The organism is Sulfuriferula sp. AH1, from assembly GCF_002162035.1.
In the GTDB taxonomy this organism is placed as follows: Bacteria; Pseudomonadota; Gammaproteobacteria; order Burkholderiales; family Sulfuriferulaceae; genus Sulfuriferula.
In genome coordinates, this window is sequence record NZ_CP021138.1 from 1,016,246 (window position 1) to 1,035,305 (window position 19,060).

General features: G+C 56.1%; 17 protein-coding genes. 7 read left to right on the forward strand and 10 right to left on the reverse strand.

The genetic code is table 11. The features are described 5' to 3' along the window. Nucleotides 1-3 precede the first annotated feature (3 nt). Nucleotides 4-1,308: a histidinol dehydrogenase gene (gene hisD / locus CAP31_RS05320; protein WP_369802442.1), complete on the reverse strand. Its 1,305-nt coding sequence runs from the start codon at nucleotides 1,306-1,308 to the stop codon at nucleotides 4-6. 216 nt (nucleotides 1,309-1,524) lie between these two features. Here hisD and CAP31_RS05325 point away from each other — a divergent pair, with 216 nt between their 5' ends. From CAP31_RS05325 to CAP31_RS05345, 5 genes are all read left to right on the forward strand, one after another. Then, complete coding sequence (locus CAP31_RS05325) at nucleotides 1,525-2,256, forward strand: DUF3530 family protein (protein ID WP_087446588.1); 732 nt, start codon at nucleotides 1,525-1,527, stop codon at nucleotides 2,254-2,256. Nucleotides 2,257-2,295: 39 nt separating this feature from the next. After that, nucleotides 2,296-2,910: a LemA family protein gene (locus CAP31_RS05330; RefSeq protein WP_087446589.1), complete on the forward strand. Its 615-nt coding sequence runs from the start codon at nucleotides 2,296-2,298 to the stop codon at nucleotides 2,908-2,910. Nucleotides 2,911-2,916: 6 nt separating this feature from the next. Continuing rightward, complete coding sequence (locus CAP31_RS05335; protein WP_087446590.1) at nucleotides 2,917-3,753, forward strand: YgcG family protein; 837 nt, start codon at nucleotides 2,917-2,919, stop codon at nucleotides 3,751-3,753. Between the two features lies 1 nt (nucleotide 3,754). Further along, the gene (locus CAP31_RS05340) at nucleotides 3,755-4,261 is read left to right on the forward strand and encodes a TPM domain-containing protein (RefSeq protein WP_087446591.1); all 507 of its coding nucleotides are present in this window, start codon (nucleotides 3,755-3,757) and stop codon (nucleotides 4,259-4,261) included. 103 nt (nucleotides 4,262-4,364) lie between these two features. Beyond that, the gene (locus CAP31_RS05345; RefSeq protein ID WP_087446592.1) at nucleotides 4,365-7,052 is read left to right on the forward strand and encodes a cation-transporting P-type ATPase; all 2,688 of its coding nucleotides are present in this window, start codon (nucleotides 4,365-4,367) and stop codon (nucleotides 7,050-7,052) included. 41 nt (nucleotides 7,053-7,093) lie between these two features. Here CAP31_RS05345 and CAP31_RS05350 read toward each other — a convergent pair whose 3' ends face one another. From CAP31_RS05350 to hrcA, 3 genes are all read right to left on the reverse strand, one after another. Continuing rightward, nucleotides 7,094-8,065: a phosphatase PAP2 family protein gene (locus CAP31_RS05350; RefSeq protein WP_157662659.1), complete on the reverse strand. Its 972-nt coding sequence runs from the start codon at nucleotides 8,063-8,065 to the stop codon at nucleotides 7,094-7,096. Nucleotides 8,066-8,233: 168 nt separating this feature from the next. After that, on the reverse strand, nucleotides 8,234-9,343 hold the full coding sequence (gene hemH / locus CAP31_RS05355) for a ferrochelatase (protein WP_087446594.1): 1,110 nt from the start codon (nucleotides 9,341-9,343) through the stop codon (nucleotides 8,234-8,236). A 6-nt stretch (nucleotides 9,344-9,349) separates the two neighbouring features. After that, a complete protein-coding gene (gene hrcA, locus CAP31_RS05360) occupies nucleotides 9,350-10,366 on the reverse strand; it encodes a heat-inducible transcriptional repressor HrcA (RefSeq protein ID WP_087446595.1) in 1,017 nt (338 codons plus the stop codon). Between the two features lie 74 nt (nucleotides 10,367-10,440). Between hrcA and CAP31_RS05365 the strand changes: the two genes are divergently transcribed. Then, a complete protein-coding gene (locus CAP31_RS05365; protein WP_087448271.1) occupies nucleotides 10,441-11,313 on the forward strand; it encodes an NAD kinase in 873 nt (290 codons plus the stop codon). Then, on the forward strand, nucleotides 11,313-12,980 hold the full coding sequence (gene recN / locus CAP31_RS05370; RefSeq protein WP_087446596.1) for a DNA repair protein RecN: 1,668 nt from the start codon (nucleotides 11,313-11,315) through the stop codon (nucleotides 12,978-12,980). The genes CAP31_RS05365 and recN overlap by 1 nt, the downstream gene beginning before the upstream one ends. Before the next feature lie 18 nt (nucleotides 12,981-12,998). On the opposite strand, the gene trxC is transcribed toward recN, so the two are convergent. From trxC to CAP31_RS05405, 6 genes are all read right to left on the reverse strand, one after another. Next, nucleotides 12,999-13,424: a thioredoxin TrxC gene (gene trxC, locus CAP31_RS05375; protein WP_087446597.1), complete on the reverse strand. Its 426-nt coding sequence runs from the start codon at nucleotides 13,422-13,424 to the stop codon at nucleotides 12,999-13,001. Between the two features lie 350 nt (nucleotides 13,425-13,774). Beyond that, the gene (gene grxC, locus CAP31_RS05385; protein ID WP_087446599.1) at nucleotides 13,775-14,029 is read right to left on the reverse strand and encodes a glutaredoxin 3; all 255 of its coding nucleotides are present in this window, start codon (nucleotides 14,027-14,029) and stop codon (nucleotides 13,775-13,777) included. Next, nucleotides 14,029-14,439, reverse strand: coding sequence for a rhodanese-like domain-containing protein (locus CAP31_RS05390; protein ID WP_087446600.1), 411 nt, complete (start codon nucleotides 14,437-14,439; stop codon nucleotides 14,029-14,031). The genes grxC and CAP31_RS05390 overlap by 1 nt, the downstream gene beginning before the upstream one ends. Nucleotides 14,440-14,448: 9 nt before the next feature. Beyond that, on the reverse strand, nucleotides 14,449-14,667 hold the full coding sequence (locus tag CAP31_RS05395; protein WP_087446601.1) for a DUF2892 domain-containing protein: 219 nt from the start codon (nucleotides 14,665-14,667) through the stop codon (nucleotides 14,449-14,451). A 20-nt stretch (nucleotides 14,668-14,687) separates the two neighbouring features. Beyond that, nucleotides 14,688-17,969 (reverse strand): efflux RND transporter permease subunit, encoded by a 3,282-nt coding sequence (locus CAP31_RS05400; protein ID WP_087446602.1) that lies wholly within the window; start codon nucleotides 17,967-17,969, stop codon nucleotides 14,688-14,690. Then, on the reverse strand, nucleotides 17,962-19,053 hold the full coding sequence (locus CAP31_RS05405; protein WP_157662660.1) for an efflux RND transporter periplasmic adaptor subunit: 1,092 nt from the start codon (nucleotides 19,051-19,053) through the stop codon (nucleotides 17,962-17,964). The genes CAP31_RS05400 and CAP31_RS05405 overlap by 8 nt, the downstream gene beginning before the upstream one ends. Between the last annotated feature and the right edge of the window lie 7 nt (nucleotides 19,054-19,060).

The following is a 19,060-nucleotide window of genomic DNA, read 5'->3' on the forward strand; positions in this document are numbered from 1 at the left end:
GGGCTAATCCTGCGTCATGCGGAATTCTGCCGAGCGCGCGTGCGCTTGCAGACCTTCGCCATAAGCCAATGTGGCCGCAATATTGCCCAGAACGTTCGCGCCTGCAGCCGATACCTGAATCAGGCTGGAACGTTTCTGGAAATCGTAAACGCCCAGTGGACTGGAGAAACGCGCAGTACGCGAGGTCGGCAATACGTGATTAGGGCCGGCGCAATAATCGCCCAACGATTCGCACGTGTTGCGGCCCATGAAAATCGCACCCGCGTGGCGGATTTTCTTCGCCCATGTTTCCGGTTCGTCGAGCGACAGTTCCAGATGTTCCGGCGCGATGTGATTGGCGATAGCCACGGCTTCGTCCAGATCGCGTACCGTGATCAAAATGCCGCGGTCGCGCAGGGAAGCCGTGATCACGTCGCGGCGCGGCATGTCCGGCAATAATTTATTGATGCTGGCAACGACCTGGTCGATATAGGCCGCATCCGGGCAGAGCAGTATCGATTGGGCAAGCTCGTCATGTTCGGCTTGCGAGAACAGGTCCATCGCGATCCAGTCAGGATTGGTTTTGCCGTCGCAGATGATCAGGATTTCGGAAGGCCCGGCCACCATGTCGATGCCGACCGTGCCGAATACGCGGCGCTTGGCAGCAGCGACATAGGCGTTGCCCGGCCCGACGATCTTGTCGACCTGGGGGATGGTGGCTGTGCCGTAAGCCAGTGCGGCAACTGCCTGCGCGCCGCCAATGGTAAATACACGGGTGACGCCGGCTACCGCAGCGGCGGCCAGCACCAGTTCGTTCTGTACGCCGTCCGGGGTTGGCACCACCATGATCAGTTCGGCCACGCCTGCGACCTTCGCGGGAATGGCATTCATCAGCACCGATGACGGATAAGCTGCCTTGCCGCCGGGTACATACAAGCCCACGCGGTCCAGTGCGGTAACCTGCTGGCCTAAAACGGTACCGTCGGCTTCCTGATAAGTCCATGACTGCATCACCTGATGCTCGTGGTAATCGCGCACGCGTTTGGCGGCAGTTTCCAGCGCAGCCCGTTGTTCGGCTGGCAAGTTGTCCAGCGCGCCTTGCAGTCGTGCGATAGGCAGTTCCAGTTCGGCCATGCTGGAGACGTCGAGACGATCAAAGCGTTTGGTATATTCCAGAACTGCGGCATCCCCTTCGCGGCGAACATGACGCAAAATGTCTTCGACAGTGCGCTCGATAGCAGCATCCTGTTCGCCTTCGAAGGCGAGCAAACGATCCAAGTCAGCCTGAAACCGGGCAGATTGGGTAGTGAGTTTTTGAATGTTCAACATGAGCGACAATCCGGGGAAATATGCAGTAAACAATTTATCATTATACCGATAAAATCAGGCAAATCGAGGAAGGTCGCTGCGAATATTGCTGATCAAGCCGGCTGCCAGCCGGGACTGATTGTGATTGACAAATATAGTTATGTTATTTTACCGCCGGGCTGCTAATGTATAGTTTGGAATGTCCCATTTTAATATTAATCAGGAAGGGATTGAAGGATGAAGCGTTTAGTATGGTTGATGGCTCTGGTGTTGATGAGCAATTTCGCGCTTGCTGCCGATTATGCGCGCGAGAAAAAATGGGCGGATGAAGTCGTGCCGGGCGTAGTGGCAGGTGATCCGGTATATCTCGAGCAGCCTGACGGACATAAATTCTTAACGTTGTACACGCCGGCCAAAGATGCCAGGGCGGCGCTGATAATCGTGCACGGCATGGGAGTCAATCCGGACTGGGGTTTGATCGGTGTATTGCGCAGCCAGTTGCCGGATCGGGGCTATACTACCCTGTCGATACAAATGCCTGTGCTGGCAAGCAATGCAAAGGCTACCGCCTATCCAGCCACCTTCCCTGAAGCAGTGCAGCGATTGAATATCGCCGTGGATTTCCTTAAGGCCAAGGGTTATACCAAAATCGGCCTGGTATCGCACAGTATGGGTTCGCGCATGAGTGCAGTGTATATGACAGGCAAACCCGATGCGGCGGTCAAGGCCTGGGTGGCTATCGGCATGGCTGATCGCGTCGATTACCGTAAAGTGGGTGTGCCGGTATTGGATCTGTATGGCGAGAATGACCTGCCTGATGTGCTGAAAAATGCCAGGGCGCGTAAGACGGCATTGCAAGGCAAGACAGGCTCGAAACAGGAAATGGTGGCACATGCCGATCATTTCTTTGACAATATGGATGAGCAGCTGGTGAACATTGTGAGCAAATATTTGGACCAGCAGTTCTAAATTTGGCCATTTCATATAGCGAATTCAAGGAGGAAAACGATGCGTACCTGGATGAAATTTTTTATGTTGTTGTTGATTTTGAGTCTGAGCGGCTGTGGCTACAATACCTTTCAGACCAGTGATGAGCAGGTGAAAGCAAGCTGGGCTGAAGTGCTTAATCAGTACCAGCGCCGGGCGGATCTGGTGCCGAATCTGGTGAATGTGGTCAAGGGTTACGCCTCCCATGAGAAGGACGTGCTGACGCAGGTCACCGCCGCACGTGCCCGTGTCGGCCAGATTCAGGCTACGCCGGAGCTGATCAACGATCCCGCGGCTTTCGCCAAATTTCAGGCGGCGCAACGCGACATGAGCGAATCGCTGGGGCGCCTGATGCTGGTGGCTGAAAACTATCCGCAGCTGAAGGCCGATGGGGTATTCCGTGATCTGCAGGCGCAACTGGAAGGTACCGAAAACCGTATCGCCGTGGCGCGTAAACGCTATATTGAAGCGGTGCAGGTATATAACAACGCCGTGCGACAGTTCCCGAGCAACCTCACTGCGATGGCGTTTGGCTACAAGGTGAAACCGAGCTTCACGGTCGAGAACGAAAAGGAAATCTCCAAGGCGCCCAAGGTCGATTTTAGCGCACCGATTAATCCGGCCCCGGCGCAATAACCGATTATGAAGCGTTGGCTGCTTGCGCTGCTGGCCTTGCTTGCAGTGTCATGGTTTACCTCTGCAATGGCGGAGGTAGCTGTGCCTGCGCTCAAGGCACGTGTAACCGATCTTACCAATACCCTGACACCTGCCCAGGCAGCCGGTATCGAGCAGCAATTGCTGGCGCTGGAGCAGCGCAAAGGCAGCCAGATCGCAGTGCTCATCGTGCCCACTACTCAGCCCGAAGCCATCGAGCAATACAGTTTGCGAGTAGCGGAGGCGTGGAAGCTGGGGCGTAAAGGGGTGGATGATGGCGCGTTGCTGCTTGTTGCCAAGAACGATAGGGCATTGCGGATCGAGGTTGGCTACGGTCTGGAAGGTGTTATTCCGGATGCTGTGGCCAAGCGAGTGATTGCTGAAACCATCGTTCCGCATTTTCAGCAAAACGACTTTGCTGGCGGCATTGAGGCCGGGGTGAGCCAGCTGGTCAAACTGGTTGACGGCGAGCCTTTGCCGCCGCCGGCAAAACAGTCGCGGCAGAATAATGGCGATCCGATGGGTACCTTGTTTATTATGGCGATCGCCGCAGTCGTTGTCGGCCAGGTGCTGAGCGCTGTGTTCGGCCGTTTGCTGGGCTCCGGCCTCGCGGCCGCCGCCGTGGGCGGCCTGGGGTGGCTAGTGCTGGGTTCGGCGTTGATGGCAGGGCTGGCTGCGCTGCTGGTGTTTTTTTTCGTTCTTTCCGGGATCAATCCGATGCAGTTTATGGGTGGTTTCGGCGGCGGTGGTCGCTCCGGTGGTTCGGGCGGGTTCGGCGGGGGCGGCGGAGGTTTTGGCGGTGGCGGTGCATCGGGGAGATGGTGATATGACATTCCTGCGTATATTCAAGCATTTGCTGCATCAACCCGTGCTGGTACATCGGGCGTTTCCTGCCAGGACGATGCATGCCATCGAATCCGCTATCCATATTGCCGAACAGCGACATGCCGGTGAATTGCGCGTGGCGATCGAAGGCGCGCTGGAGCTGCCCGAGCTGCTGCGTGGCCTGAGTGGGCGCGAGCGCGCGCTGGAGGTCTTCTCCAATTTGCGCGTATGGGATACCGAAGCCAATAACGGCGTGCTGATTTACCTGCTGCTGGCCGACCGGGATGTCGAAATCATCGCTGATCGAGGCATACACCAGCGCATAGCGACGGATGAGTGGGGTAAGGTATGCCGGGCGATGGAATCCTTGCTGCGGCAAGGTCAATATGAGGCCGCGGTACTGCAGGGGGTAGCGCTGGTAGGCGCGCTGTTGCAGCAGCATTATCCCGCAACCGGCGCCAAGCATAATGAGCTGTCCAATCGGCCGGTGGTGGTTAAACGGGCATGACTGGTATATTGAAAGCTTAACGCATTCAGGATGTGCGTCATGTCGCAGATTGTTGACGCTGGATCCCCCCGGTTAATGGGATGTGGACAAATAACCCGCAATTATGAAAATCCACCAGTTGCCGCCTTTGGATGCTATCGCGAGTCTCAAGAGCAGCGAGGATGGGCTGTCTCAGGCAGAAGCTGGACGCCGGTTGCATGAGTTTGGTCTGAATCAGGTGGAAGCCATTGCGCACGAACATCTGGTGCTGCGTTTCCTTAAAAACTTTACCCATTTTTTCGCAATTATTCTGTTGCTGGCCGCTGTACTGGCATTTGTCGCAGAATGGCATGATCCGGGCCAGGACATGGCTACCCTGGGGTTTGCCATACTCGGTGTGATTGTGGTGAATGGCCTGTTTTCTTTCTGGCAGGAATTTCGTGCAGAAAAAACGCTGGTGGCATTACGCAAGCTGTTACCCCAACAGGTGAAGGTCATGCGTGATGGCGCGCTTGTTCAGTTATTGGCGGAACAGCTGGTGCCAGGGGATATCGTGGTATTGGCGCAAGGCGATAATGTTCCGGCGGATTGCCGACTGATCGAGGCGTTTGGGGTGAAGGTCAATACTGCGACGATAACCGGCGAATCGCTGGCCAAATCGCGGCAGGCGGAAGCTTCCGGTGAAGAAATGCTGTTTCGCAGTAAAAACGTGTTGCTGGCAGGCACTTCTCTGGTATCGGGGGAGGCCAGGGCGCTGGTGTTTGCCACCGGCATGCGTACCGAGTTCGGCAAGATTGCACACTTGACCCAGACTGCAGAGATCACGCTGTCGCCGTTACAGCTGGAAATTGCCAGACTGAGTCGCTTTGTAGCATTGCTGGCAACACTGATTGGGGTCGTGTTCTTTGTTATCGGCGAAGCGATAGGCTTTACTTTCTGGCAAAATTTTATTTTTGCGATCGGCATCATCGTCGCGAATGTGCCGGAGGGGCTGCTGCCTACAGTCACCCTGGCGCTGGCCATGGCGACGCAGCGTATGGCCAGGCGGCATGCGCTGGTCCGGCACTTGCCTTCAGTGGAAACGCTGGGGGCGGTAACCGTTATCTGCACCGACAAAACGGGCACGCTCACACGCAATCGGATGATGGTGAAATCAGTTTTTCTGGCGAATGCAGCTTATGCTCCTGACGTGTTGCAGCAACAGACTGAATTGACAGCGCATTATCGTCACTTCTTGCTCACTGCGAGCTTATGTCAGGATTTGCAGGAAACTGTGCAACGCGGCAAGTCAACTTGGCTTGGCGATCCCATGGAAATTGCGCTGATGGAGATGTCGCACAGTGTCATGCCCGAGCAGCCGCATTACCTGCGGATTGACGAGATTCCCTTCGATACCGATCGTATGCGCATATCTACCTTGCATCAGACTCCTGACGGGTTAATGCTGTATTGCAAAGGTGCGCCGGAAATGGTGCTGCCGCTGTGCCAGAGTATCCTGCTGGCTGATGGCGTCGCCCCGCTTACCCCTGAGCTGAAAGCCGGCCTGATTGAGCATCAGAATAAAATGGCAGAGGCAGGGCTGCGTATACTTGCTTTCGCCTATCGGGAAGTTTCGTCTGGATATGGCGATGTCAAACAGCTGGAGCAGAATCTGGTTTTCAGCGGATTGGTCGGCCTGGAAGATCCGCCTCGTCCCGAGGTGGCGGCAGCGATACAGAAATGCGAGGCTGCCGGCATCAAGGTAATCATGATTACCGGTGACCATCCTTTTACTGCCGCTGCCATTGCCCGTGAGATAGGGCTGGTGCAGACAGAGCATCCGGTCATTCTCACCGGCGACATGGTCTCCAGACTGTCGACGACCCAACTTCAGCTGACGCTGGATGCGCCGGAAATTATTTTTGCCCGGGTGCGTGCCGATCAGAAAATGCGTATCGTCAATATTCTCAAGCAGAAACAGCATATCGTGGCGGTGACGGGCGATGGGGTGAATGACGCACCTGCATTGAAAAGCGCGCATATCGGCATCGCCATGGGCATTGCCGGCACCGATGTGGCTAAGGCATCCGCCGATATGATCTTGCTGGACGATAATTTCGCCAGCATCGTCAGCGCGATTGAAGAAGGGCGTGCGGTTTTCGACAATATCCGCAAATTTCTGACTTACATCCTGACCTCCAATATCCCTGAGCTCATTCCTTATCTGGCCTTTGCACTGTTCAAGATCCCGCTGCCGCTGACGATCATACAGATACTGGCAGTGGATCTGGGTACGGATCTGATGCCGGCATTGGGTCTGGGGGTGGAACAACCCAGCCCGGGGGTGATGCAGCGCCCGCCAAGAGCACGGCAGGATCGGCTGATCAACTGGCCTTTGCTGATGCGTGCTTATCTGTTTCTTGGCTTGCTGGAGGCGACGGCAGCCATGGCCGCATTTTTCTTCGTATTGCACTTGGCCGGATGGCAGTACGGTCAGGATCTGGCGCACAATGATCCGCTGTATCTGCAAGCCACCACTGCATGCCTGAGTGCCATTATCGTCATGCAGGTGATGAACGTGTTCTTGTGCAGGAGCTCGCGCTTGTCGATTTTCACCACGGGTTTGGGCGGCAATCGCCTGTTGTTGTGGGGAGTGGCGCTGGAAATGTTACTGATATTGCTGATTGACTATACCCCATGGGGTCATGACGTTTTCGGCACTGCGCCAATTGCGCTGCGCGTCTGGCTGTTCATTCTGCCTTTCGCATTGGGCATGCTGCTGCTGGAGGAGCTGCGCAAGCGGGTGGTGCGGAAATTTTACCGGCAGGCATAGCCATGAAGCTACCAGTTTAATCCGGCATGTTGTCGAGGGGGCTACGAGGGCTTGTTTTTCCAGTCCGGCATCCATATTCGAAAAAAACGCGCGAGTCCGCTTGCAGCAGCACAGGACAAGCCGGCCACGCCGACTCCGCCAACGCCGTCCAGCACGTAATGCCAGCCCAGCATCACTGTCGATATCCAGGCCAGAAGAAAACCCGGCACGGATATCCATAAGCTGCTTCGCCATTCTTTACCTAATGCCCATACGAGCATAGCGGTCATGCCAACGTGCAGGCTTGGCATCGCCATAGTGCCCGGATAATAACCGGACTGGGCAATTTGGCCGGTCATATAGAGGCGCAACTCATCTTGCCATGCCTGACTTTGCGTTCCTTGCAGATGAAATAATTCGGGGTGATAAAATGCCGGTCCTGCGGTCGGGAACGCAAGTGCCGCCGAGCGGGTAAGGAAGTAGGCGATGACCAGCGCCATAAGAATATTCAGGTAGCGGTCCATTTTTCCGTGTATCACTAACAACGCAAGTCCCAGTATCATGCTTGTCCAGAATAAAACGTAAATTTCATCCCATAGCCACGGAATGTTCAGGGGCGAGCTGAGGAGCAGATCAAAGATCGGACGCTCAATCGACCATAAGAGTTTGTCGTACCAGACGTTGGCGCCGGTTCGATACAGCTCTACCAGATTCGAGGCCGAGGTCATTCCATAAACAGCGACCGTGAACGCAAACCCGCTCGTGACGAGACTCATGTTCATGGAGTTCCATAAACCCTTGACGTCGAGCTGTCCGGTAATTCTGTCTACATAATGATGAGTGCGAATCAGGGCAACTGCGGCGAAAATGGCGCACAGCGTGAATACGAAACTGATTAGCATATCCGCTACGAACAGCATTCTCTCCTCACCCCAATAAGGTATGGCAAAACGTCCTGCCATGAGGGTGGAGAGCCATGTGAGTACACTTACCGTGACGAGCAGAGGAAGTGTGCTGCTAATCGTTTTTTTCATCGGCGTTGCCCTGTCAAGATAAGGCTGTGCTATCTGGATATGAGGTGACTTGATAATCAAGGCAGAACTTTTCTCCTGCGGGGGATGCCCAGTGCAAAACATGCAACCGTTCCGGATCAGCAGCAGTTAATGCTTAGGCGGTTTTGACGTATTGATAAAGCATTGCGTCTATTGTTTTGCGCCTAGTGTCACTGCGCGTTGTTGTGTGTCTTCGCCCGTTTTCTTCGCAGCAACATCATCCCATTGCGCGCTTACCCAGCCTGCCAGATTGCTTAGTGTCATTTCGCCGAGTGCGTCAATCCAGGCGCTGTTTTCATTCAGTGCCGGTATGTAATGAAATTCGCCGCCGCCCGCTGCGAGAAATTCGTTTTTCACTTCCATCGCGATTTCTTCCAGGGTTTCCAGGCAGTCGGCGACGAAGCCGGGGCAGACCACGTCGACACGACGGGTTTTGGCTTTGCCCAGCTCGGCCAGGGTAGTCGCCGTATACGGCTTGATCCACTCGGCACGGCCAAAACGGGACTGGAAGGTAACGCGATATTGATTCTTTGCCAGTCCGAGCGCTTCGGCCAGCAGGCGTCCGGTTTTATGACATTCACAATGGTACGGGTCGCCCTTGTCCAGCGTGTAGCGCGGCACGCCATGGAAACTCATGATCAGGATGTCGGGGCGGCCATTGCGCATCCAGTAATGCTGGATGTTGCCGGCCAGTGCCGCGATGTAGCCGGCATCGTCATGAAAGTGCCGGATGGTGCGCAGCGCAGGCTGGGTGCGTTTGGTGAGCAGATGCTGGTATACCGCATCGAGTGCCGAGGCAGTGCTGCTGGCGGCATACTGCGGATAGAGCGGGATGGTGAGGATGCGGTCACACCCCTGTTCGCTCATGCGGGTCAGTGCGCTGTCTACCGAGGGGTTGCCATAGCGCATCGCGTAATCGACGACAAAAGGCGATTTGATCCGCTGACCTAGCCAGCCTTGCAGCAGTTTGGCCTGTTTCTCGGTATGAAAACGTAAGGGCGAACCTTCGCGTTTATCCCAGATACTGGCATATTTTTCTGCGGATTTTTGCGGACGGGTCTGCAGAATGATCCCGTTCAGGATCAGCCACCACAGCGCGCGCGGGATTTCGACCACGCGCGGGTCGGACAGGAACTGTTTGAGATAGGGTTTCAGCGCCTGTTTGCTGGGTGCGTCCGGAGTACCCAGATTGAGCAGTAATATGCCGGTCTTGGCAGTGGTGCCGTGAGTATGGCTGGGTTCGGTCTGGTAGCGGGGCATGTAGGCTCAATGAAAGGAAAGGGCGTTGGATAACAGTTTGGCGGTGATGTCGACGATGGGTACCACACGTTCATAAGCCATGCGGGTAGGCCCGACGACACCGAGCGTGCCGACGATTTCGCCATTGACCTGATAGGGTGCGGTGACGACGCTGCATTCATCGAGCGGAATGACTTCCGATTCGCTGCCTATGAAAATTTGTACGCCTTGGGCTTGCTGGCTCAGGTCCAGCAACTGCATCAGCGAGGTTTTTTGTTCGAATAAATCGAATAGCCGCCGGATGCGTTCCATATTGGAAAACGCTTCCACTTTGAGCAAATTGCGCTCACCGGACAATACCAGACCTTCGTTGTTTTGTGTCAGTGCTTCAGTGCTGGCGGTGAGCGCCTGATTCATCAGGCCGTTAATGTCCTGATGCAGCGATTTCAGCTCGGCTTGCATGCGCTGGCGTACGCTGTCGAAGGTGGTGCCCGCATAATGCTGATTGAGCAATTGTGCTGCCTGGATAAGTTCTGCGGAAGTGTAGTTACGGTCGGTGCTGAGCACGCGGTTTTGTACTTCGCCGTCAGTGGTGACGATGATCAGCAGTACGCGTTTTTCGGCAAGTCGCATGAATTCGAGCTGGCGGAATGCCGCATTGCGACGTTTGGGGATCATCACCACACCGGCAAACTGAGTCAGCTGCGACAGCAATTGCGAGGCATGGGTGACCACGCGTTGCGGGTCGTCGGTATGTAACTGGGCTTCCAGATGATCTATTTCGATGCTGTCCAGCGGCTTTACTGTCATCAGGCTGTCGACAAAGACGCGATAGCCTTGCACCGTTGGGATGCGCCCGGCGGAAGTATGCGGACTGGTGACCAGTCCCATCGCTTCCAGATCAGCCATGACATTGCGAATGGAGGCCGAGCTTAAATCCAGCGCTGAATAGTGCGACAGCGTGCGCGAGCCTACCGGCTGGCCGTCGGCAATGTAACGTTCGACCAGGGTTTTTAGCAGTATTTGTGCGCGTTCAGTTAACATGATTGTTATTGTACAAAAAATTACATGGTCATGCGGTATATCCAGCGCAGCATGTCGTCGTTATAATCAGAACTATGTCCGAATTATTTAAAACCATTGCCCTTGTCGGCAAATACGATAGCCCGGAGATGAGCGAAACTCTGCCGCGACTGGCCGATTTTCTGCGTGAACGGGATTACGAAGTGCTCATTGCACATAATACCGCCGATCAGCTCGGAATGGTCAAACATCCCACCGCAGAAATGACGGAAATCGGCGATCGCGCCGATCTGGCTGTAGTGCTGGGCGGCGATGGCACGATGCTGTCGATTGCACGCATGTTGGTCGGACATGATATTCCGCTGGTCGGCATCAATCAGGGGCGGCTGGGATTCCTGACCGATGTCCCCGCTGAATCCATGCTGGAAGATATGGCCGCCATTCTGGATGGGGAGTTTGTTGCCGAAAAACGCTTGTTGCTGAATACGACGATATTGCGGCAGGGGCAAACCATTTTTTCCGCATGTGCATTTAACGACGTGGTGGTGAGTAAAGGTTCGACCGGACGCCTGATCGAATTTGAAGCCGTGATTGACGGCGAATTCGTGTATAGCCAGCGTTCCGATGGTCTGGTGATCGCCACGCCTACCGGATCGACCGCCTACGCTTTGTCGGCAGGCGGTCCTATTCTGCATCCGACGCTGGAGGCCTTTGTGATGGTGCCGATTTGTGCGCATACATTGGCGGCGCGGCCTATCGTGGTAAATAGCCATTCAATCGTCGAATTGCATTTGAACTATGCCGATGATGCCCGGGTGCATTTTGACGGGCAGCGCCATTGCGATATTCAGATCGGCGATGTAGTGCACGTCACCCGCGCGCCTAAAGCGATCCGATTACTGCATCCCAAGGATTACAGCTATTACCGCACCTTGCGCGAGAAGCTGTATTGGGGGAAAAAACTGTAATGTTGCGTCAGCTTAACCTGCGGGATTTCGTTATTGTCGATACGCTGGATCTGGTATTTGAATCCGGGTTCACGGTGCTGACCGGAGAGACGGGAGCAGGAAAATCCATCCTGGTCGATGCGTTGGCACTGGCCTTGGGAGAGCGCGGCGATGCGGGCGTGGTGCGCGCAGGCGCTGCGCGTGCGGAAATCAGTGCCGAGTTCGAGGTGGCCGATTTGGTTGCATTGCAGACGTGGCTGACCGAAAACGAGCTGGACGACGACGGTAACTGCTTGTTGCGTCGCGTCATTGACAATAGCGGGCGTTCGCGCTGCTTTATTAACGGACGGGCTGTCAGTACGCAGCAGTTGCGCGAGGCGGGCGAATTTCTGGTGGACATTCATGGGCAGCACGCGCATCAATCATTGCTTAAAGCGGCGGCACAGCGTGAATTGCTGGATGATTATGGTCGCCTGAACGATTTGGTCCGGCAGGTGGCGCAAGGCTACCGGTATAGTCGCAAGCTGGATGAGCAACTCGCCGCATTGCGCGCGGATAGTAGCGCGGTTGAAGTCGAGCGCGAGCAGTTGCAATGGAAAACTCAGGAACTGAACGCACTGCAGTTTGAGCTTGCCGCATGGGAAGAGCTGCAGAATGAGCATCGGCGCCTGGCCAACGCAGTTAATCTGGGCGATGGTGTGGCCTTCGCCCTGGATATTCTGTCGGAAGGCGAAGCGACTGCGCTGGAGCAGATTCATGCCGTCACTTCAAAACTGGCCGCTCTGGCTGAATACGATAGCGAGCTGCAAGCGACATCGGACCTGATCGAGTCCGCCGCCGTGCAGTTGCAGGAAGCCAGCCATACCCTGCGGCGCTATGCGGATCATCTGGAAGCGGACCCGGCGCGCCTGCTGGAAGTGGAACAGCGTATCGAGCAAGTGCTGGATACCGCACGCAAATACCGGGTCAAGGTCGAACAGCTGCCTGAAGTGCTGGACGTCGCACAGCAGCGTTTGAATGAGCTTGAGCGTTGTGCCGATTTTGGAAAGCTGGAGGCAGAGGCGAAAGCCGCACGCGACGAATGGCTGGCGGCCGCACAGCAGCTCAGTGCTGCGCGCAAACAGACTGCAACGGCATTATCTCGCATTGTCACGGCTACCATGCAGCAACTGGCGCTATCCGGCGGACAATTCAGCATAGTGCTGACGCCGTTGCCGGACGGCAGCGCGCATGGGCTGGAGCAAGTGGAGTTTCTGGTCGCACCGCATGCGGGTGCTGAACCCAAGGCCTTGGCCAAAGTGGCTTCGGGCGGCGAATTGTCGCGTATCAGTCTGGCGCTGCAAACGGCCGTCAGTCAGGTGGCTGGCGTGCCGACGCTGATTTTCGACGAAGTGGATGTCGGCATCGGTGGCGGCGTGGCGGAAATTGTTGGTCACCTGCTCAAGGATCTGGCGGTCAGCCGCCAGATCCTGTGTATCACTCATTTGCCGCAAGTCGCCGCTGTAGGCGAGCATCATTTGCAAGTCAGTAAAGCCAGCCTCGATGGCAGTGTGGTGAGCCGGATTGCGCCGCTCGCTCAGGATGACAGGGTGGATGAGATCGCCCGCATGCTGGGAGGCGTGACGATCACCGCAACAACCCGGCAGCATGCCTGCGAGATGCTGGGCATAACGCGCGCAGCAGGCTGACCAGCCGTAGCATACCCATTAAATTCCCTGCGACTTCAACCATTGTTTCAGGCCGTTTGCATCCAGTGCACCGGACATTCTGGCGTGCTCTTTTCCGTTCTTGAATAGGATCAGGGTAGGGATGCTGCGTATTTGATAACGCGCAGCCAGGGTCTGTTCGGCTTCGGTTTCCACCTTGGCGAAACGGACATTGGGAGCCAGTTCTGCACCGACTTGCTTGAATGTAGGCGCCATCATCTTGCAGGGCCCACACCAGCTTGCCCAGAAATCAACCAGTACCGGCAACTCATTGCGGCCAATAAAACGGTCGAAATAAGCGGTGTTCAGATCAACAGGCAGGCCTTGATGAATAGGTTGCGCGCATTTGCCGCATTTGGGCTGCTCGTTCAGACGTTGTTCGGGAATGCGGTTGATTGCAAAACAATGAGGGCAAACGAGTTCCATGATTTTTCTCCATATGGGCAAAATAAAAAACATCCCGATACCTAAGGAAGCACTGATTTCGTTAAACATGGATTGCGTTCAAACTAAAACAGGCTTGATCAAGGCGCAAGTCACAACTCGATCTGCGATGCCAAGGCGTGCAACGCAGAGCAAGCCAGTTTTCGTTTGGGCTCGCCGGAACGGGTATTGCGAGCTACAAGCGGCGCCGGAAGCCGCTTGTGCAGAATGACTGTACGGCGTGTCTTCCTTCTTGCCCGGGTATTCGCAATGCCCCGTCGCAACCATATTTGACGAAATCAGTGCTTCCCTAAAGATATGGGATGTTTTCGTTTTTACAAGAGAATCCGGCCTTAACCTGCCAACAACGGATCCAGTCCGCCTGCGCGATCCAGAGCCGACAAATCGTCGAAACCGCCGACGTGGGTGTCGCCTACATAAATTTGCGGCACGGTACGGCGTCCGGTGCGGGTCATCATTTCTTCACGACGGCCTGGTTCAAGATCGACCCGGACTTTGGTAACTGCGACCCCTTTGCCGAGCAATAAGCGCTCAGCCATGACGCAGTAGGGGCATACTGCGGTGCAGTACATGGTAACTTCAGCCATTATTTTACCGTCGGTAAACCGGCTTGCTGCCAAGCCAGGATGCCGCCTTTCAAATTGTAAACCTTGGTAAAGCCGTTTTTCCGCAATACGCCGCATGCCGTGGAAGAACGGGCGCCGGAGCGGCAATTCACAACGATAGCCTGGTCTTTGTATTTTTCCAGCGGTTTCAGGCTGTTAGCGAGTTGCCCGACCGGAATGTGTTTGGCGTCGGCAATGTGGCCGCTGCTGAATTCATTGGCTTCGCGTACGTCGAGCACGATGGCGTTTTCGTGATTGATGAGCTGAACTGCGCCCGTCGTATCGACTTCCGAGGTACCGCTAATCTTGCCGCGCAAGCTTGGGAATATCAGCATGAAACCTGAAAACACGGCCAAAACGATCAGCCAAATGTTGTGTTGTACAAAATCCAAAATACGCTCCTATAATCCGCAGCCTGATTTTACCCCTGCCTTTTTCAGCATGATGTCCATGGGGCAGAAACGGGTGATGCCACTTTGAAATAAATTAAACCCGACAAAGGCGGTAAACCAGAGCCAGCTAGGGCTGCTCAAGTTTGCCGTACCAGCAGAGTGTGCCAGTGCCAATGATAGCATGATGAAAAAGCCAGCGATAATACGGACGATACGTTCTACGGTCATGATGTTTCCTTTGGTTAAAATCAAGCGGTTTTTTCGAGTCGGCGTTCCCACAGATAGTACATGAGGGGAATGACGACCAGGGTTAATACAGTGGAGGCGAAGGTGCCAAAAATCAAGGATACCGCCAAGCCGCCGAATACCGGGTCGGTGATCATGATAGCCGAGCCCAGAATAATCGCCAGTGCGGTGAGCATGATCGGACGGAAACGCACGGCGCCGGCTTCGATCACCGCCTGCTCCAGGCCATAGCCTTGTTTGCGGTAGTCGATGATGAAATCGATCAGCAGCAGGGAGTTGCGCACCACCACGCCAGCCAGGGCGATCACACCGATCATCGAGGTGGCGGTAAATGCCTGCTGAGTGATCCAGTGACCGGGGAATACACCGACCAGCGTCAGCGGTATCGCGCCCATCACGATCAGCGGCATCACGAAGGACTTGTAATAGCCGACCAGCATCAGGTAGATGAAGACCAGTGCGACGATGAAGGCCGAACCCAGATCGCGGAACACATCGAGCGTGAGGCGCATCTCGCCGCCCCACAGCAAATGATAGCCGACGACATCGTCGGGCTGGGCTTCACCGAAACCGAGATTGCCGGTTTTGAAAGTGACGCCATTGGACAGCATCTTGCCATCCAGCATCTTGTCGAGGGCAAGCACGGCATAGACCGGGCTGGATTTCAGCAGTTCGCCGCCGACCATGACCACAGGATGCTGGTCGCGATCGTAGATCGGCTTGTCCTGCGTCGTGCGTTCGATGGTCGCGATTGCGGATAACGGAACCTGCTGCCCCATCATGTTGGTGATGCGGATCGACAGGATCTGCTCGGGCGTCTGCCGTTGACTGCGCGGCAGGCGTATCGTCAGGTTGACCGGTTCACGGCTGTCATCGACGTGTACCGTACCGATGTTGAAGCCGGAGACATAATCGTGCAGCAGTTTCGCGACCTGACCAACGGCAACGTTGGAGAGCGCGGCTTTTTCCTTGTCCACTTTGATACGGAAGGAATCCACGGTGCTGGTAACCGTATCATCGGCGTTGATGATGCCGTATACCTTGGCGAAATCGCGATCGACGTCAGCGGCTGCGCTACGCAGCTTGTTGTAATCCGGGCCGTATAACTCGGCCAGAATCTGCGATTGCACTGGCGGTCCCGGCGGCGTTTCATAGAGTTTGATTTTGGCGCGAGGGAAGGCCTGACGTACCGGATTTAACGTCACATCCAGGTTCTGCACGATCTGATGGGATGAAGTCGAACGTTCATGCTTGTTGGTAAGGTTCACCCGCAATTGCGCGATATTGTCGCCGCGCTTGAGCATGTCGCCACGCACCAGCGCCGCAAAATCGACCGGCGCCGTCATGCCGAGAAAGGTCTGGTAATCGGTTACAAACTCTGTCTTTGCCAGCACATCACCTACCGCACGCGCTACGCGATCGGTTTCCGCGAGCGTGCTGCCTGCCGGCGTATCCACTTGCAGCAGGAAGGTGTTGGTGTTGTCATTCGGTAGCATTTTCAGCTCTACGCCCATGGCCGATAACGGGCCGTTGATGCCGGAAGGGCGGATGAACTGCCAGGCAGGCTGGATCATCGCGGCTATCAGCAAACCTACGACCACGATGAATAGCAGATTGCGTTTGCCGCTGTGCCGGATGAGCGGGGTGATGACTGCAACGTAGGCGCGATGCAGCGGATCCTTGGGATCGGCCGCTTTGTCTTCCAGCGCCGGTCTGTCGGTCAGTGATTTTGCTGCCTTGCCCGCCAGCCAGCGGTTAGCCGCCCAGGGCACGACCATGTAAGCGATAAACAGGGATGCGATCATCGCCACGGGTACGTTGAACGGAATAGGCTGCATGAACGGACCCATCATCCCGGTAACGAACGCCATCGGCACAAAGGCGAGGATGACGGCAATGGTGGCGATGTTGGTCGGATTGCCGATCTCATTGGTCGCGGTGACAAGGGCCTCCTTGAAATTCTTGCCGCCGCCGTGATGCATGTGCCGGTGAATGTTTTCTACCACCACGATCGCCGCGTCAACCAGCAGGCCGAGCGACAGGATCAGCGCGAACAGGGTGATGCGGTTAATGGTCTGCCCGGCGATAAGGCCGACGGTCAGAACCACGAACAAAATCAGCGGTACGGTGAGGGTGACGATGGCGGCTTCGCGCCAGCCGAGGAAAAATACCAGTATCACCACCACCGAGCCGATGGCAATGCCCAGATGCTCCATCAAGGTATTGACTGCGTCGTCGGCTTTCGCGCCGTCGTCGCGCGTTACGCTTACCGTTACCCCCTCAGGGATGGCGTTGCGCTTGAGACCATCGAGCTTCTTGAGTACCGCATCCGCCACGACAACGGCGTTCGTACCTGCTTTTTTGGCGATGGCGATGGTGACGGCAGGCGCTTCACCGCGATAGATGTGTTGGGCTGCGGCCGGACCGAAGGCAAAACGGCTGACCTCATCGGTTTCCGTTGCGCCATCCTGAATCTCGGCGACATCCTTCAGGTATATGGGTTTGCCATTCGGGGCGCCGATGATGATTTGTCCGACTTCACGCGCATCGCCGACGAAACCCGACAGGCGCAAGGGCTGATCGCGGTTGTTGTCGACCAGCGTGCCGATGGGCAGCGATACGTTCGCACCTTGCAGCATCCTGTCGACCTGATCGAGACTGAGGCCGGCGGCGGAAAGCCTTGCAGGATCGATCCAGACGTTTACGGCACGTTGCGCGCCGCCTGTCAGCTGGGTGAACGATACGCCGGGGACGTTGCGCAGCTGTTCCAGGACGCGCGCCGAGATGTCACGGAGCTGGAGGTCGTTGAGTGTGTCGGAGCTCAATGTGAGGGTGAGGATGGGCACGTCGTCGACATTGATAGGCTTGACCAGCGGTTGCATGGTGCCGGCCGGCAGGCGGTCCAGATTCTGCATCAATTGGTTGTAGAGTTTGACCAGGCTGCGTTCCTGATCCTGGCCGACATCGAATTGCACTGTAACCACCCCGTAATCCGCCGCGGCATAGCCGAAGGTATGCTTGACCCCGGATTGTGAATTCATGATGGCTTCCAGCGGCTTGACCACCAGATTCTGGATTTCGCTAGCCGATGCGCCGGGTTTGGCGACGATGATGTTGGCAGCCGGAACCACGATTTGCGGATTGTATTCACGCGCGGTGACGAACAAGGCCATTATTCCGGCCAGACTGATCGCCAGCATGATCATGGCGGTGATTTTGGATTCCAGAAAGACGCGGGCGATTTTACCTGCGATATTGAGATTGGCTGGTTGCTGTTCAGACATTGCCGGCCCCCGAACTGACGACCTTGTCGCCGGATTGCAGGTTGGCTGGCGCCGGGCTGACCACGCGTTCCCCGGTGCTTAGGCCGGACTGGATATCGGTCAGGCCGTTGCTGGTGTCGCCGACGCGTACCATGCGATAGTGGGCGATGTTCTGCCTGTCGACCACGAATACGCCGGTGATGCCGGCACGGTCGAGTACCGCGCTGGCGGGGACGCGCAAGCTGGAACGCTCGCCGATGGCGAAACCGACTTGTACGAACATGCCGCTTTTGAGCGTGTGGCCGGCGGGCAAATCAATCTTGACCTGATAGGTACGGCTCATCGGGTCGGCAGCAGGTACCAGTTGCGCGACTTTGCCGGTGAGTGCAGTTGTCTGACCGCCCACGCTCAGGCTTGCCGGCGAACCCGGTTGCAAATGGGCATAGACATCGGCGGATACCTGGGTTTGTACTTGCAGTTTATCGGGGTTTTCCAGCATCAGGACGGGGTGGCCCGGTGCAGCAAGGTCGCCCACGTTGGCCAGCTTCTGGGTGATGATGCCCGCAAAAGGTGCGGTGAGCGTGGCATAGCGCATTTGCGCGTTCGCCGTGTTCACCCCGGCTTGTGCAGCTGCGGCCTGTTGTTGTGCGATCTGGTATTGCAGGCGGATTTTGTCCCATTGCGCCTTGGGAATGGCTTCTTCCTTGTACAAAGCGCCAAAGCGTTCGTAGTCGTTCCTGGCATCGGCCAATGCGGCTCGCGCCTGAGCGAGACCTGCGTTGGCCTGGCTGACCTGGCCCTGAATATCGGCTGGATCGACGGAGAACAGGCGTTGACCAGCTTTGACTTTCTGGCCGACATCGACGTTGATTTCGCGTATGAATCCCATCAGGCGGGAGGCGATCTGGGCTTGCTGCTGGGCCACGACATTGCCAGGAGCGGTGACTATGATGGCGGTATTGCCCGGATTGACGAGGACGACATTGGCCTTGACCGTGTTCGTCACTTCAGTAGCAGCATGATCGGCTGGTTTCTCGCTACATCCGGCCAGCAATAACATGGCGGCAACAGCGATGACAATAGGTTTTGCAAGTAGATGGTTCACAATCGGC

Coding starts and splice junctions, on each gene's coding strand:
- CAP31_RS05350 (WP_157662659.1), bottom strand. CDS start 8,065: ATGAAAAAAACGATTAGCAGCACACTTCCTCTGCTCGTCACGGTAAGT.
- hemH (WP_087446594.1), bottom strand. CDS start 9,343: ATGCCCCGCTACCAGACCGAACCCAGCCATACTCACGGCACCACTGCC.
- grxC (WP_087446599.1), bottom strand. CDS start 14,029: ATGGCTGAAGTTACCATGTACTGCACCGCAGTATGCCCCTACTGCGTC.
- hisD (WP_369802442.1), bottom strand. CDS start 1,308: ATGTTGAACATTCAAAAACTCACTACCCAATCTGCCCGGTTTCAGGCT.
- CAP31_RS05330 (WP_087446589.1), top strand. CDS start 2,296: ATGCGTACCTGGATGAAATTTTTTATGTTGTTGTTGATTTTGAGTCTG.
- CAP31_RS05395 (WP_087446601.1), bottom strand. CDS start 14,667: ATGACCGTAGAACGTATCGTCCGTATTATCGCTGGCTTTTTCATCATG.
- CAP31_RS05345 (WP_087446592.1), top strand. CDS start 4,365: ATGAAAATCCACCAGTTGCCGCCTTTGGATGCTATCGCGAGTCTCAAG.
- recN (WP_087446596.1), top strand. CDS start 11,313: ATGTTGCGTCAGCTTAACCTGCGGGATTTCGTTATTGTCGATACGCTG.
- hrcA (WP_087446595.1), bottom strand. CDS start 10,366: ATGTTAACTGAACGCGCACAAATACTGCTAAAAACCCTGGTCGAACGT.
- CAP31_RS05335 (WP_087446590.1), top strand. CDS start 2,917: ATGAAGCGTTGGCTGCTTGCGCTGCTGGCCTTGCTTGCAGTGTCATGG.
- trxC (WP_087446597.1), bottom strand. CDS start 13,424: ATGGAACTCGTTTGCCCTCATTGTTTTGCAATCAACCGCATTCCCGAA.
- CAP31_RS05400 (WP_087446602.1), bottom strand. CDS start 17,969: ATGTCTGAACAGCAACCAGCCAATCTCAATATCGCAGGTAAAATCGCC.
- CAP31_RS05340 (WP_087446591.1), top strand. CDS start 3,755: ATGACATTCCTGCGTATATTCAAGCATTTGCTGCATCAACCCGTGCTG.
- CAP31_RS05325 (WP_087446588.1), top strand. CDS start 1,525: ATGAAGCGTTTAGTATGGTTGATGGCTCTGGTGTTGATGAGCAATTTC.
- CAP31_RS05365 (WP_087448271.1), top strand. CDS start 10,441: ATGTCCGAATTATTTAAAACCATTGCCCTTGTCGGCAAATACGATAGC.